Source organism: Achromobacter sp. 10T422 (assembly GCF_056394065.1).
Genome location: NZ_JBFTHD010000010.1, coordinates 140,339 through 155,491 on the forward strand (window position 1 = coordinate 140,339; position 15,153 = coordinate 155,491).

General features: G+C 65.0%; 14 protein-coding genes. 12 read left to right on the forward strand and 2 right to left on the reverse strand.

The genetic code is table 11. The features are described from left to right. The first annotated feature begins 17 nt into the window (after positions 1–17). The 12 genes from AC1DB0_RS25725 (at position 18) to AC1DB0_RS25780 (ending at position 11,659) form a co-directional block, all read left to right on the forward strand. A complete protein-coding gene (locus AC1DB0_RS25725; RefSeq protein ID WP_175168564.1) occupies positions 18–479 on the forward strand; it encodes a DUF4019 domain-containing protein in 462 nt (153 codons plus the stop codon). A gap of 74 nt (positions 480–553) precedes the next feature. Next, a complete protein-coding gene (gene ubiU / locus AC1DB0_RS25730) occupies positions 554–1,570 on the forward strand; it encodes a ubiquinone anaerobic biosynthesis protein UbiU (protein WP_476758239.1) in 1,017 nt (338 codons plus the stop codon). Next, a complete protein-coding gene (locus AC1DB0_RS25735) occupies positions 1,561–2,478 on the forward strand; it encodes a U32 family peptidase (RefSeq protein ID WP_476758240.1) in 918 nt (305 codons plus the stop codon). The genes ubiU and AC1DB0_RS25735 overlap by 10 nt, the downstream gene beginning before the upstream one ends. Continuing rightward, positions 2,475–2,894, forward strand: coding sequence for a ubiquinone anaerobic biosynthesis accessory factor UbiT (gene ubiT, locus AC1DB0_RS25740; RefSeq protein WP_054427732.1), 420 nt, complete (start codon positions 2,475–2,477; stop codon positions 2,892–2,894). The genes AC1DB0_RS25735 and ubiT overlap by 4 nt, the downstream gene beginning before the upstream one ends. A 169-nt stretch (positions 2,895–3,063) precedes the next feature. After that, positions 3,064–4,308 carry a class I SAM-dependent methyltransferase gene (locus AC1DB0_RS25745; RefSeq protein WP_476758241.1) on the forward strand — a complete coding sequence of 415 codons (1,245 nt, stop codon included), beginning with the start codon at positions 3,064–3,066 and terminating at the stop codon, positions 4,306–4,308. A gap of 12 nt (positions 4,309–4,320) precedes the next feature. Next, positions 4,321–5,382, forward strand: coding sequence for a fatty acid desaturase family protein (locus AC1DB0_RS25750; protein ID WP_476758242.1), 1,062 nt, complete (start codon positions 4,321–4,323; stop codon positions 5,380–5,382). A gap of 35 nt (positions 5,383–5,417) precedes the next feature. Continuing rightward, positions 5,418–6,290: an alpha/beta hydrolase family protein gene (locus AC1DB0_RS25755; RefSeq protein ID WP_054427725.1), complete on the forward strand. Its 873-nt coding sequence runs from the start codon at positions 5,418–5,420 to the stop codon at positions 6,288–6,290. Next, positions 6,287–7,276 (forward strand): alpha/beta hydrolase family protein, encoded by a 990-nt coding sequence (locus AC1DB0_RS25760; RefSeq protein WP_454668799.1) that lies wholly within the window; start codon positions 6,287–6,289, stop codon positions 7,274–7,276. Before AC1DB0_RS25755 ends, AC1DB0_RS25760 begins: the two co-directional genes overlap by 4 nt. Then, entirely contained in the window at positions 7,276–8,154 is an 879-nt protein-coding gene (locus AC1DB0_RS25765) for an alpha/beta fold hydrolase (RefSeq protein WP_476758243.1), read from the forward strand. The genes AC1DB0_RS25760 and AC1DB0_RS25765 overlap by 1 nt, the downstream gene beginning before the upstream one ends. A gap of 118 nt (positions 8,155–8,272) precedes the next feature. Continuing rightward, the gene (locus AC1DB0_RS25770; protein ID WP_054427717.1) at positions 8,273–9,607 is read left to right on the forward strand and encodes an MFS transporter; all 1,335 of its coding nucleotides are present in this window, start codon (positions 8,273–8,275) and stop codon (positions 9,605–9,607) included. Continuing rightward, positions 9,604–10,623, forward strand: a complete 1,020-nt coding sequence (locus AC1DB0_RS25775; RefSeq protein WP_476758244.1) for a histone deacetylase family protein — start codon at positions 9,604–9,606, stop codon at positions 10,621–10,623. The genes AC1DB0_RS25770 and AC1DB0_RS25775 overlap by 4 nt, the downstream gene beginning before the upstream one ends. 64 nt (positions 10,624–10,687) lie before the next feature. Next, the gene (locus tag AC1DB0_RS25780; protein WP_447577680.1) at positions 10,688–11,659 is read left to right on the forward strand and encodes a LysR family transcriptional regulator; all 972 of its coding nucleotides are present in this window, start codon (positions 10,688–10,690) and stop codon (positions 11,657–11,659) included. A 36-nt stretch (positions 11,660–11,695) separates the two neighbouring features. On the opposite strand, the gene AC1DB0_RS25785 is transcribed toward AC1DB0_RS25780, so the two are convergent. Together AC1DB0_RS25785 and AC1DB0_RS25790 are read right to left on the reverse strand one after the other, a co-directional pair. Further along, positions 11,696–13,855, reverse strand: a complete 2,160-nt coding sequence (locus tag AC1DB0_RS25785) for an ABC transporter permease subunit (protein ID WP_476758245.1) — start codon at positions 13,853–13,855, stop codon at positions 11,696–11,698. A gap of 123 nt (positions 13,856–13,978) precedes the next feature. Continuing rightward, the gene (locus AC1DB0_RS25790; protein WP_054427714.1) at positions 13,979–15,016 is read right to left on the reverse strand and encodes an amino acid ABC transporter substrate-binding protein; all 1,038 of its coding nucleotides are present in this window, start codon (positions 15,014–15,016) and stop codon (positions 13,979–13,981) included. Positions 15,017–15,153 lie beyond the last annotated feature (137 nt).

The following is a 15,153-nucleotide window of genomic DNA, read 5'->3' on the forward strand; positions in this document are numbered from 1 at the left end:
TTTCATAGCGAGGACTTATGCAACAGACGAACCTGATCTCTCGTGGCGTGCGCGCCAGCGTGTTGTGCAGCGCCATGGCCTTGGCTGCGCCGGCGCTGGCCGCGGACCCGTCGCTGGACAGCGCGGTGTCGGCCGCCAAGCAATGGGTGTCGATGTCGGACGCCGGTTCCACGGACAAGATGTGGGGCGCCAGTAGCGACATCATGAAACAGCGCGTCGACAAGCAGGGCTGGTCTGATTATCTGAGCCAGTTGCGCACTGAAGTTGGCCGCTACGCCGGGCGCGAATGGGTGCAGGTGGTGCGCGTGACAGACCCGGTGGATCTGCCGCAAGGGCAATATGTGAACGTCATCTTCACCACCCAGTTCCGCAACATGCCCGCGACCGAGACGGTATCGATGGTGGCGAACAAGAACCGCTGGGTGCCGATGGGATACGTGGTGCGCAAAATTGCGGCGGACGCGCAGCCGGCCATGTAGGCAGGCTCGCGCGTCAGCCGCTATGTTGATCTGTGACAAGGTCCGGCCGATGGCCGGACTCTAGACTGCCAGGCATGGAAACATCTTCCCATCCCCTGGAATTGGTGGCGCCAGCGGGCAGCCTTGCCGCGCTGACCGCCGCCTTGGACGCAGGCGCCGACACGGTCTATCTGGGCTTGCGCAACGCCACCAACGCTCGCAACTTCGCCGGGCTGAATTTTTCGGAAAGCGATATCCGAACGGGCGTCGACCTCGCGCATCAGCGCGGCCGGCAGGTGCTGTTCGCCATCAACACCTTTGTGCAAGCGGGCAGGGGCCAGGAATGGCGCGCGGCGGTGGACGCCGCGCACGACCTGGGCGCGGACGCCGTCATCATGGCGGATGCGGGCTTGCTGGCCTATGCCAGCGACCGCTACCCCGATCTGCGCTTGCATCTGTCGGTACAAGGGTCCGCCACCCACACCGACGCCATCGAACTCATGAAAGAACAGTTCGGCATACGCCGTGTGGTGTTGCCGCGCGTGTTGACGCTGGCGGAGATTGCGCGCATTTGCGCCAACGTCAGCGTGGAAGTCGAGGTCTTCGGCTTTGGCAGCCTGTGCGTCATGGCCGAAGGGCGGTGCCTGCTGTCGTCCTACGCCACGGGCGATTCCCCGAATAACAAAGGCGTCTGTTCACCCGCCCACGCCGTGCGATGGGTGGAAACGCAGGGCCGGATGGACGCGCGTCTGTCGGGCATTCTGATTGATCGATACGAACCGGGCGAGCCTGCCGCCTATCCCACCTTGTGCAAAGGCCGCTTCGAAGTCGAAGGGCGCGCCGACCACGCACTGGAAGAACCCACCAGCCTGAACGCCATCGGCCTGTTGCCGCGCCTGGCGGAGATGGGGGTGACGGCCATCAAGATAGAAGGGCGGCAGCGCAGCCCGGCGTATGTCGCGCAAGTGGTGTCCACGCTGCGGGCGGCGCTGGACAGCGCGCATGCCGACGCCGCACGGTTTTCGCCGCTGCCCAAGTGGAACGCCTTGCTGGCGCGCCACGCAGAAGGTTCCCAAGTCACGCAAGGCGCATTCGAACGGCCATGGAAATAAATCCCAACCCCACCCTTGAACGCAACGTCTTCCAGATCGCTGTTGGACCGTTGCTGTATTACTGGCCACGCCAACACACACTGGATTTCTATGCAGAACTGGCCGACAGCGCCGCAGACATCCTCTATGTGGGCGAAACGGTGTGCAGCCGCCGCCACGAATTGCGCGCGGGCGATTGGCTGGACCTGGCGCGGGACTTGCGCGCCACGGGCAAGACGGTGGTGCTGTCGGGACGCACGCTGATCGAAACGGGCGCGGAAGCGCTGGCGTTAAAGAAACTGTGCGCGCAAGAAGAATTCATGATCGAGGCGGGTGAAGTCGGCGCCCTGCGGCATCTGGGCGGGCGGCCCTTTGTGGCGGGGCCGCACGTCAATGCGTATCACGGCGGCACCCTGCATTGGCTGGCAAGCCTGGGCGCAATACGCTTTGTGGCGCCGCTGGAAATGGATGGCAATACGCTTGCCCGGCTGCTGGAAGAACGCCCGGCCGGGCTGGCCGCCGAAGTGCTGGTGTGGGGCCGCATGGCGCTGGCGTTTTCGGCGCGCTGCTTTACCGCGCGCCATTTCCGCTTGAAGAAGGATGAGTGCGGATTCCGGTGCATTGAACACCCCGATGGGCTCGACATGCGGACACGCGAATCCAATGAATTTCTCAGCATCAACGGCATCCAGGTGCAATCCGCCGCCTGTCTGGACTTGTTGGCGCAGGCAAGGGAGTTGGCCAGCATGGGTGTCGAAGTTATGCGGGTGAATCCGCAGTCGGCAGGAACGCTTGACGCCATTGCCGCGCTGGATGCGATCCGCGCGGGGGGCGAGCCCAGGGCCGTGACGCCGCCCGCAGGGATGGGGCGCTGCAATGGCTATTACTACGGCCGCTCGGGCATTGAACTTCTGGAGACGGCAGCATGAGCGTCGCGATGGGGTTTCCGGGTCTGCTGGCAAAGGTGGGGCGGCGCCTGCCCGCGCCGCTCGTATCGATGCACTTCGTGGCCGGGCTGGAATTGGCGCGCCGCTTCAAATGGCTGTCGCCGCCGCCCGAACTGGAAGGGCGCAGCTTCGCCATCACCATCGAAGACCTTGGGCTACGCAGCAGTTTCGGGGTGCGGGGCGGGGCGTTTCGGCCGATGTGGCATGGCGCGCCCGCCGAGCTGGAACTGGGGGCAACGATGGCGGACCTGCTGAGCTTGATGCGCGCCGACACCGATGCGGACACCTTGTTCTTTCAACGGCGCCTGCGCATTTCGGGTGACACCGAACTGGGGCTTATCGTCAAGAATTGGCTGGACGCCGCCCCGCGCCCCGCGTGGCTGAAGCCAGCGGTGTAAGGTCCGCCACGAGCCCCCGCCGGCGCAAGCCTGCGGAGCCGGGGCTGCACCACGCGGCGTGAAATAGGAAGACTCAGATTTCACGTTCAGACGCTGGTTCAAGGCCAAAACGGCCGTCCATTTCGCCTAAGCTGCTGCTCAACTGCCATCAGGCAAGGGAGCATTCAGCATGCATAGCAACACCGGTGCAGAACTTCCCATTCCGGCGAAAGGGGCGCAGGCGGCCACTTCGTCGCGGGCGGAACGCCTGTTCATTGACCTGCTGCGCCAGCATCTGCGCGACGCATCGCTGCTGATCATTGATGGGGGCCGCCGTCACGCGGTGGGCCAAAGCGGGGCGGCTGAGCTCGTGCTGCGGGTTCACCGGCCTGACTTCTACGCGCGCGTGCTGTTGCAGGGCAACCTGGGCATGGGCGAATCCTTCATGGAAGGCGGCTTCGATGTCGATGACGGCCGGTTGGCGGATGTGCTGGCGGTCTTCCTCAAGGCGCGGATGGACCGCAAGACGGGGCGGCACTGGCGCTACGCCTTGCGGTATGGGGCGTTGCTGGCAGGCAACCTGCTGGCGGGCAAGACGCGCAATGTGCGCCGCCACTACGACGTCGGCGAAGACCTGTTCGATGCGTTCCTGCACGACCGCTATCAGGTGTATTCCTGCGGCTACGCGCGCAACGCCGACGCCGACATCGACACGCTTCAACATGACAAACTCGATCGCATTTGCCAGAAGCTGGAACTGGCGCCGCGTCAAACCCTGCTGGATGTGGGATGCGGCAAGGGCGGCTTGCTGATTCATGCGGCGCGGCACTACGGAGTCAAGGGCACCGGCGTCACGAACAGCCTGGCGCACTGGGAACGGGCGAATGCGCTGATCAACCAGCATGGGGTGGGCGACCGCGTCAAAGTGCTGCTGCAAGATTACGCGTCGGTTGCCGGGGTGTTTGATCGGGTCGTCAGCGTGGGCATGCTGGAACACCTTCCCCGGCGCGAGTACCCGCAATATTTCCGCACCCTTGCTAAAGCGCTTCGGCCAAACGGACGCGGTCTGGTGCACGCCATCGGGTGCAACACGCGCGTCAACCGTCACGACCCTTTCATCCAGCGCTACATCTTTCCGGGTTCGGATACGCCCAAGTTGTCGGCAATCACCCGGCAGCTAGAGAACCACCACCTGGCCATCCTGGATGCGGAAAACCTGGTTCGCCACTATGCCGTCACGGCGCAGCGTTGGCTGGAGGCGTTTCGCGCACACGCGCCGTCGCTGGATGCCAGCCGCTACGACGCGGCCTTCAAACGCATGTGGGAATACTACCTGTGCTGCGGCATTGCGGCCGCGAAGGCGGGCGAGGCCGCGTTGTACCAAGTGCTGTTCACCAACGATTACTACGCGCCGTACCGGTATCAGCGCGTTTAAGGAGACATCGCGATGCCTGCGAACAGCGACTTTGCCAGACTGCGCAATACGCTCATGGCCGCGGGGTTCAGCGAACGGACGCCTTGGGCCATCTTCGGTGAATGGCTGGTGTTTGTCGGGTTGACGATCGCGGGCGTCGCGGCGCTGGCGACGTCAGATGCGTGGTGGGTGCGCGTGCTGGCGTTTGTGGCCATCATCATGGGCAGCATGGGTATCACCACGAACGCGCATACCGCCTCGCATCACGCCATCAGCAAGCGGCGGTGGGTGAACGACTTCTTTCTATATTTCGGCTACCCGTTCTTCAGCCAGGTGTCGGCGAACTACTGGCGGCAAAAGCACTTGGTGATTCATCATCCGCACCCGAACATCGTTGGCGTGGATAACGATGCAAATCTGGCGCCGGTGTTCGCGTTGAACCAAACCGAATTGCATCGGGCGCGCGGCCTGCATCGCTGGTGGTACGCACACCAAGGCTATTTTCTGCCGTTGATGCTGGTGGGTAACGCCTTTGGCGTGGTGTTCCAAAGCTGGCGGTATCTGTTGCGCCGGCTGGCGGACCCGGCAAAGCGCACGCGCGCGCACTGGGCGGATTTGGCGGTGCTGCTGCTGCACTGGGTCGTCTGGGTGGGCGTGCCTTGCCTGTTTTTCACCCTGGAAGCGGTGCTGATGTTTACGCTGCTGCGCTATGCCGCGATGTCTTACGCCGCGTTTGCGCTGTTTGCACCCGCGCATTATCCGGCTGCCGCGGGCCTGTACGACCGCAGCACGCTGAATGGCAACTTCCTGATGCTGCAAACCGCCACCACCATCAACTTCCGGACTGGGCCAGTGGGCCGGCTGCTATGCGGCGGCGTGGAATACCAGATCGAACATCATCTGTTCCCGAGCATCAGCCCCAGGCATTACCGCGCCATCAGCCCCATCGTGAAGCGCTTCTGTGACGAGCACGGGTATCCGTATCGAACCGAAGGCTGGTTCGAGGCCATGTGGCATTCATTCGTGACGTTCTGGCGTCCCAAGGTGGTGCACGCCGCGCTGCCGGAACCCGAGCCGCGGCGCTCGCAGCGGTGACGGCGCGACGGCGCAACGCAGCCAAGGAGGGCGGCATGCAGGAAGAGCAGAACATTCAAAGTGACGTGGTGCGTTTTGCGGCCAGCGACGGGCGAACATTGACGGGAACGCTCTACGCGCCAGCCGATTCGAATCAGCGCTGTGTGCTGTTAAATGGCGCCACGGCCGTCAAACGGGGCTATTACGACGCTTACGCCCGCTATCTGGCTGCGGCGGGATTCACCGTGTTGACGTACGACTACCGCGGCATTGGCGATTCCTGTGTGCGTTCTGTCCAGCAAGAACCCGGAACGATGCGGCAGTGGGGCGAAGCGGATACCGCGGGCGCCATCGCCTTTCTGACGCAGCGCCATCCCGGCTACCGCCTGCTGGTGGTGGGCCATAGCGCGGGCGGACAGTTGTTCGGCCTGGCTGCCAACAACCGGCAGGCGGCGGGCATGTTGGCCGTTAGCAGTCAAAGCGGTTATTGGCGCTATTGGCCCTGGCCGCGCCGCTTGGGGCTGGCCGCGCTTTGGTTTGCGGTGCTGCCCGTGTTGACGCGGCTCTGTTCGCGCTTTCCAGCCCGCCGCCTAGGGCTGGGCAGTTCGGATCTGCCACCAGGCGTGGCTCGGGAATGGGCGCGCTGGTGCCGCCATCCCGACTACATCGTCGATGAATCCGGGCAGCCGCTGCGGCAACACTTCAAGGCGTACAACGGCAATATTCTGGCCTACACCATCGAGGATGACTGGATGGCGCCTTCCGCTGCCGTTCACGCCTTGCTGGCGTTTTATGCGTCGGCCAATGTCGAAACCCGGCCGCTTGCCCCGTCGGCATTTGGCTTGAACGCGCTGGGGCATTTCGGCTACTTCCGCCGCGGCAGCCGCGCGCTGTGGCCCGCCGGGTCGGCCTGGCTGCTGGCGCAATGACGGCGCCCGCTTCTGCGCCGCGCGCCTTGCGCATCCTGGCGGCGGATCAATTTCCCCTAAGCGCGCGCCACTACGTCGCGCCGGAGAGGGTGGCCATGCATCCGCCGCGCGTCGCTATTTTCCTGAATGCCACCGGCGCGTCGCAGGATCGCTTTCGTTCGTTAGCGGCCTATGTAGCGCAGTCGGGATGGCACGCGCTGACGTTTGATTACCGCGGCATTGGGCAGTCGGCAATTCCGCCAGGCATGGCGCAACGCGTGTCGATGCAGGCGTGGGGCGAACAGGACCTTGCCGCCATGATTGCCTGGGCAGACGCGGAATTCGGCCACCCACGCATTGCGTTGATCTGCCACAGCATCGGCGGCCAGATCGCCGCCTTGGCGCCCAACGCGCACCGGGTCGACGCGATGCTGGCGGTGGGATGCCAAAAGGGCTATTGGCGTTGGTGGCCCGACTGGCGCCGGTATGCGGTGTTGGCCTTCTTCCAGGGCGTCGTGCCGCTGTGCCTGGGCCTGTTCGGGCATGTGCCGCTGCAATGGATGGGGCTGCATCGGCTTGAGCGCGGCGTGGCCCGCGACTACGCGCGCTGGACGCTGAATGGCGGCTACACGGATGCGCAAGGCGGGCGGCTGGAGTCTGCGCATCGGCGCTTTCGGGCGCCGATCCTGTCGCTGAGTTTCGATGACGATGTCGTCTACGCACCCAAGCCCGCCGTGGACGCCTTGGTGGAGCACTTCTACGTGAACGCCGCCGTCATCCGCGCGCACTTGGTGGCCAGTGATGCCCGTGCGGCTTTTGACGTTCAAGCTGCCGGCCATGCGCGTGCTGCCTCCCGGCCCGGCCTGGGCCACTCCGGCTTCTTTGACCCCCGCCGTTGTGAGGAAGGGCTGTGGCGGGACTGTGTGCAATGGCTGTCTCACGTGGCGGATGGCGGGCATCCGCACGCGTTTGATTTTTGGCGCTTGCCGGCCAGCCGGTATCGGTGATGGCCCGATTCAGCCTGATGCTATGGCGCCGCCCGCGTTTGCCTGCGCACGCAGTGGGCCACATCATCGATTTGCCGCATACGCAGATTCGCGTCTTCGACAGCGGCAACGGTTCTGGCCGGGGCGCCTATGTGGTCGTGCCTGACCCGCCGAACGTCATCGAACATTGCCTGCCGCTGATACGCCGCGTGGCGGCGGGTCAACGCGTGGTGGCGTTTGAGCTGCCCGGTTTTGGCTATTCCCGGCCACGCCCCGGGTTTCGTTTCGATCTGGCGAGCCAAAGCGCCACCCTGCATCAGTTGTTCGACCGCTTGGGGCTGACCGAGACCGTGCTGGATATGTCCTGCCTGGGCGCATACGTTGGCCTGGATTTTGCCGCGCGCCATCCCGAGCGCGTCAGGCACCTGATTCTTCAGCAGGCGCCGGCCTTGGCGGACGCGCAACGCTGGGCGCGGCGCGCGGATCTGCATGGGCTGATCCGCACGCCGTGGGTCGGCCAATGCTTCATGTGCGCGTTCCGGCGGCAAGCCACGCGGCATTGGTATGGGGCCGCCTTGCCCGCGGGGCATGACGAAGCGCTGCGCCAAGCTTTCACCACGCCAGCCTTGCATGCCGTGGACGCTGGTGGCCTGTTTCTGCTGGCCGACGCCTACCAAGCGTTGTTGGCGCACCCCACAGGCGCGAGCGCGCCGCCGCAACCGGTCACCGCCTTGTGGGGCGGGGCCGACCGCACGCACGCCCACACGCCGCCAAAGTCCTTGCTGCATGACGTGCCCGCCGCAAGATGGGTGGCCTTTGACGACTGCGGACACTTCCCCGGGCTGGAAGCGCCCGCGCGTTTTGACGCGCTGCTCCGCGCGGCGTCGGTGCGAATTTAAGGGTTTTCACTCATTAGCCAAACGAATTCAGCGGATAAGAAATAAGAATTTTTCTTATGGTTGGGGCGGGGCTATAACGATCGTCTGCAAGACCTCAACTACGTAAAGAGAGATAAACATGAGGGGAAAACCCGTGACGGGCCACCAACCGGTGCGCGCGTCGACCGCCGCTTTTGTCGGCACGATGATCGAGTGGTACGACTTCTACATCTACGCGACCGCGGCCGCGCTGGTGTTCGGCAAGATCTTTTTTCCATCGGCCACCGGCTTCTACGGCACCTTGGCCGCCTTCGGCACATTCGCGGTGGGCTTTTTCGCCCGGCCGTTGGGCGGCGCCATCTTCGGCCACATTGGCGACAAGATCGGCCGCAAGAAATCGCTGGTGATCACCTTGGTGATGATGGGCACGGTAACCGTCTTGATCGGCCTGTTGCCCACCCACGCGTCCATCGGCATCTGGGCGCCCATCCTGCTGATCCTGCTGCGTATCGTGCAGGGGATCGCGGTGGGCGGCGAATGGGGCGGGGCGGTGCTGATGGCGGGCGAGCATTCGCCGGACCAAAGCAAGCGCACGTTCTTCGCATCGTTCGCCCAACTGGGCAGCCCGGCCGGCTTGATCCTGTCGATGCTGATGTTCAAGCTGGTGACGGGCCTGGACGACGAGGCGTTCCTGAGCTGGGGCTGGCGCGTGCCGTTCCTGTTCTCGGCGGTGCTGCTGGTGGTGGGCTTCGTGATTCGCTTGAGCGTGAACGAATCGCCCGACTTCATCGCGGAAAAGGCAGCGCAGGCCAAGCGCGCCAACCCGGCCAAACCCGCCCAGGCCCCGCTTGCGCAGGTGCTGCGCGGCGCGCCCCGGCTGCTGATACTGGCGGTGGGCGCGAACGTGTTGGGCATTGCTGGCTTCTACTTCACCAACACGTTCATGATTGCGTACACCACGCAGTACGTGGGCTTGAACCGGGCGGTGATTCTGGATTGCCTGCTGGTCGTGTCCATCATGCAGTTCTTCATCACGCCGCTTGCGGCCTACATCGCCAGCCGCGTCGGCAACCTGCGGTTCCTGGGCGCGATGGCGTTCGTGTCGATCTTCACGCCCTACGCGATGTTCAACCTGGTCGACCAGGGCTCGCTTTCCAGTATTACGCTGGGGGTCGGCGTGGCGGTACTCTTCATGGGCGCCTACTACGCGGTCATCGCGGGCTATGTCAGCGACAGCTTTCCGACCGGCATCCGCTACACGGGCATCTCGATGGCCTACCAGTTGTCGGGCGCCATCTTCGGCGGTCTGACGCCCTTGCTTGGCACCGTGCTGGCGGAGAATTTCAAAGGGCAGTGGTGGCCGCTGGCGCTGCTGTTCTCGGCGATTTCGTTGCTTTCCCTGGTTTCCGTTCTGCTGCTGGGCAATGTTGGTCAGCGCACCGAGCAATTTCACCTGAAGGATCAGCAAGCATGAAGGCATTTTTTCACGACGACCAGAAGCTGCATCATCCGCAAACCTATTTTTCGCGCGGCAAGATGCGCACCCCGCAGGAAGTGCCGGCGCGTCTGGATGGCCTGGTGCAAGCGGCACGCAAGCTGGGCTTTGACGTGCAGACGCCCGCCGACCACGGGGCCGGCGCCATTTCGGCCGTGCACTCGCTGGACTATCTGCGCTTTCTGCAAAGCGCCCATGACGACTGGATGAAACTGCCGGGCGACTGGGGCGGCGAGGTCGTGTCGAATGTCTTCGTGCGCGAACCCAACGCGTTACGCGGCGTGCTGGCCAAGGCCGGGCGCTATCTGGCGGATGGCAGCTGCCCGGTCGGCCCGAACACGTGGCAGTCGGCGTATTGGTCGGCGCAATGCGCGGTGGCGGGCGCCGAAGCGCTGCTGGCGGGCGACCGCCACGCCTACGCGCTGTGCCGGCCGCCCGGTCATCATGCGCGCCGCGATGCCGCAGGCGGCTTCTGCTACCTGAACAATGCGGCCATCGCCGCACAGCGCCTCACGTCGCGCTTTCCGCGCGTGGCCATCCTGGACACCGACATGCACCACGGCCAGGGCATTCAGGAAATTTTCTACGAGCGCAGCGACGTGCTCTACGTGTCGATCCACGGCGATCCCGAAAACTTCTACCCGGTGGTCGCAGGCTTTGAAGACGAGCGCGGCGCGGGCGAAGGCTACGGCTACAACATCAACCTGCCCATGCCGCACGGCTCGCCGGAATCCGTGTTCTTTGACCGCTTGACCCAGGCGCGCCAGGCCATCGACCTCTTTCAGCCGGATGCGCTGGTGCTGTCTTTGGGTTTCGATATCTTCGAGAAAGATCCGCAAGCCATGGTCAGCGTGACGGAAGACGGCTTTGAGCGCCTGGGGCGGGCGGTGGGCGGCATGCGTTTGCCGACCTTGATCGTGCAAGAGGGTGGCTACTATATTGAGGGCCTGGAATCCAACGCATCGCGGTTTTTCGCGGGGCTGACCGGCGCTTGACTCTTGGGGCGGCGGCCGGCTTGGGTTGGATTCAAATTTCTTACCCGCCGCCTTCCGGACCGCCATGCCCCAGCCTGCCCGCCGTACCCCTTCTGCGCTCTCGCTGGCGCCCGAACGCATGGACTGGAACCTGCTGCGCACGTTCATGTTTGTGGTGCAGGAACGCGGGGTGGGCAGGGCGGCGCAGGCGCTGCACCTGAGCCAGCCCGCGGTCAGCCAGGCGCTGAAGCGGCTGGAGGACGCGGTGGGCGGCATGCTGCTGCACCGGCGCAATGGCGAGTTCCGGCTGACGGGCTTGGGCGATGAAATCTACGCCATCGCCCGCGACATGTACGGCACCATGGCCCGCATTGAAAACGCCGCCACGCAAGACAAGGCCGAAGTGGCCGGCACGTTGCGGCTGCTGGTGATGAGCAAGGTCCAAAGCCCGGCCTATGACGACTTCCTGGCGCAATTTCATCGCCGCTATCCCAAGATCGAATTCCATATCGACGTGCTGCCCAGCGCCGCCATTCTGGACGCGCTGGCCAAGCGAGTGCCCGCGCTGGGCATCTGTTTGTGCCGCAAGCCGGTTGAAGGCCTGGAACGCCGGCTCTTTCTTCGGCATCACTATGCGGTGGTCTGCGGCCGGCACCACCCGCTGTTCTCAAAGCAGCGCATCAGCATCGAAGACCTGATGGACCAGAATTTCGTGTGCTTCGCCAGCGACCAGATCGGCGACACCTTGTCTCCGCTGACCATCTTCCGCGACCAGCAGGGCTTCACGGGCCGCATCGTGGGCACGTCGCCCAACATCGAAGAGGTCCGCCGGATGGTGGTGGCGGGCATCGGGCTGAGCTTTCTGCCCGAGCACCTGATCCGCCAGGACGTCATGAGCGGCGAACTGCGGCGCCTGCCGCCGGCCGAATCCGTGGCGGAGATCGACGTGTTTCTAACCTGGCACAAGCAACGCAAACTGACGGCGGTGGAAGGGGCGTATCTGGCCGCCTTCGACCGCTTCCTGGCCCGCACGCCGCTGGATTCGCGGGCGGGCTGAACCCGCGATAGGACGAGCGCGTAACCTCTGGCCCATCTACCCGCCGCGCGTTTCCATGCGCCGCGCAACGCGCGTCAACGCCAGGCTTGCCACGAAGTACAACAGCGCCACCGCCAGATAAACCTCGACGTGATAGGGCCGCCAGTCCGTGCCGGCCACCACCGCTTTGGCCGCGCCCAGCACGTCGAACACACCGATGATGCTGACCAGCGACGTGTCTTTCACCGCGCCCACGAACACGCCCAGCGCGGCGGGCGCGGCGATGCGGCGCGCTTGCGGCCAGATGACCGTGGCGTACGCGGTGGCGGGGCGCATGCCCAACGCGCGTGCGGCCATCATCTGGCCCGGCGGAATGGCTTGCAGCGCGCCGCGCAAGACTTCGGCCAACAGGCAGGCGGTGTGCAAGGTCAGCGCGGCCAGCGCCATGCTGAACTTGGATACGCCGCCACCCAGCAGCATCGGCAATACAAAGGACGCGAACAGCAGCTGCGTGACCAACGGCACGCCGCGTACCGCTTCGATCAGCCCAGCGGCCGCCAGCGACCCCGCGCGGCTGCCTGAGCGGCGCAACAACGCCAGCGCAAAGGCCAACGGCACCGCGGCGGCCAGCGCGGCGATGGCCAGGATCAGTGTGACAAGCAAGCCGCCCCAACGCTGCGGACCGATCAGCGCGCCGCCCCATGGCCAGCCGGTCAACGCGGCCACCACCACCGCCAGCAGGGCAATCAACAAGGCCCCGCGTACCTGGGCGGGCAGGCCGCGCACGCCGAGCGTCAGCGCGATGCCGGCCAGCAGCGCCGCGCAGGCGGCCAGCGCCGGGCCTCGGTCGGCCTCGGCCATGGTGCCGAAGAACAGCAGCGGCAGGTTTTCTCCCACCGCGGCCCAGCAAGCGCCCGCCGCGTTGGCGCAAGCGGCGGGGCCGCCTTGCCACACCGCGCGTACCACGGCCCAGTCCAGCAAGGCCCACGCTGCGGCCGCCAACAGCACGGCCATCGCGGTAGAGGCCAGTTTGCCGCGCCAGGGGTGCCGTTCGCCATCCGCCGCATTCCACAACGGCCGGTCGCCCAGCCGCGCGCCATGCGTGTCGCCCGGCCCGTGGCGCGTGTTGCGCGCGTTCCAGGCAGATAGCCCGCCGCCCAACGCCAGCGCCAACGTCAGATACACCGCTACCGCCAGCGCAATGCCTTCCAGCGCCAAGCCGGTCTGCGTGATGGCGGTGTTGATGACCGCCATCAATTCCTGATAGCCAATCGCGATGGCCAATGTGCTGTTCTTCACCAGCGACAGGCACTGGTTGGCATAGGGCGGAAGCGCCACGCGAGCGGCATACGGCGCGATCACCAGCCGCAGCACGGCGCGCGGCGTCAGGCCCATTGCCTGGCCGGCTTCCACCAGCCCGATCGGCACGGCGCGCACGGCGGCGCGGACGATGTCGGCAATGTAGGCCGCATGAAACACGACCAAGCCGATCAGCAACGCCGCGAATTCAATGCTGGGTTGCCAGCCGCCTTGCAAGCCCAGGCCACGCTTGATGGGCAAGTCGATGTGGATAGCGGGTAGCAGCGCCCAGGCCAACGCGGCGATGGCAAGGGAAGCGTAGACGGCCGGGTTGCCAACGCGCCGCCGCGCACGCCAGCCGACCATCAGCGCCACCGCCAAGACAGCGGCATAAGGCAGCCAGCCTTGCAAGGCTGGCAGGGCCAATCCGCGATTGGACAGCAGCACGTGTGGCAAGGGTTGCCATGCCTGGCGCACGTCTGGCAGGCGCAGCAGCAGGCCGTACCAGACGAACAGCTGCAACAGCACGGGCGTGTTGCGCAGCGGCGCAATGATGACGGCGGCGCAACGGGCGGCCAGCGGATGCGACGACAAGCGCATCAGCCCCAGCGCAATGCCCAAGCCGGTCGCCAGCGGAATGGCGACGGCGGCCACCGTCAGCGTGTTGACGAGACCCGCCGCAATCGACATCCAGTACGGATCATCGGGCGTTACGCCGAGCAGGCTTTCCGAAATTCGAAAGCCTGCTGGCTGGAATAGAAAGCCGAATCCGCCCTGGATGCCGCGCGCGGTCTGCACGGATTCAATGTGCAGCAGCAGCGTGGCGGCCATGCCGCCCAGCGCCAGAATCCAGGCAAGCGAGGGCAGCCAGCGGCGCAGCAGCGACGGGGCGGGCAGGGGAAGGGTAAGTGCAGTCATGGTGGTCGTGATGCCTGACAACAGAAGCAGGTCGGGCGCGGGGCGCTCGTACGTCGGCGCGGGCCGCGGAGCCAATGCAAAAGGCGGGCCATTGGCCCGCCTGCCGCGTTCAGGACGTCACGCTCATTGGAAGGGGGGCGAATACAGCAGGCCGCCCTTGTTCCATTGCGCGTTCAAGCCACGGTCCAGCTTCAGCGGTGTGGCTGCGCCCAGGTTGCGGTCCCAGACTTCGCCATAGTTGCCCACGGCCTTGATGGCGTTCTTCGCCCAGCTTTCGTCCAGGCCAAAGCTCTTGCCGATGCCGGGGTCCACGCCCAACAGGCGGCGCACTTGGGCGTCGGTGCTTTGCGCCTGGCTGTCGGCGTTCTTCGACGTGATGCCCAGTTCTTCCGCGGCGACCAGCGCGTTTACCGTCCACCGCACAATCGACGCCCAGTTGGGGTCGTCCTGCCGCACGAAGGGGCCTAGCGGCGACTTGTTGATGCGTTCGGGCAGGATGACAAAGTCGTCCGGCTTGGCAGCACGCGCGGCGCGGCTGGCGGCAAGCGTGGACGCATCCGACAAGTACACGTCGCAGCGGCCAGCGTAGAAGGCTTGTTCCAGTTCCACCAGGTTTTCGATCACCACCGGGCGGTACGTGAGCTTGTTCTTCTTGAAGTAGTCGACCAGGTTTTGCTCGTTCACCGTGCCGGGCTGCACGCAGACTTGCGCGCCATCCAGTTCGGCCGCGCTCTTCACGCCCAGCTTGCGCGGCACCAGGAAGCCTTGGCCGTCATAGAACACGATGCCGGCGGACGTAATGCCCAGCCCCGCATCGCGGCCCGATGTGATGGTGGTGTTGCGGTTCAACACATCGATCTCGCCGGACTGCAAGGCGGGAAAGCGTTGCTGCGAGCTCAGCGGCACGAAGCGCGTTTTCTCGGCGTCGCCCAAGACGGCGGCGGCAAGCGCGCGGCACAGGTCCGCGTCCAGGCCGGTCCAGCGGCCTTGCTTGTCGGCAATCGACAAACCGGCCGAACCTTGGCTGACGCCGCACACGAGTTCACCGCGTTTCTTGATGGTGTCGACCGTGCCGGCATGCGCGGCGCCTGTTGTTGCCGCGCCCGCAATCGCCAACGCGGCGGCCACGCCAGCCGTCTTGAGTAGAGGATTCAATCGCATGCCGTTCCCGTATTGTTTGTATGCAAGAAAGGCATGAATTCTAGGGGCGTGCAGGCGTTCGCAGAGCGACTATATGGTCATATGAATATAAGAACTAAGCCTTATCCAGATGCGCGTCATATACCTAGAATTCCGCC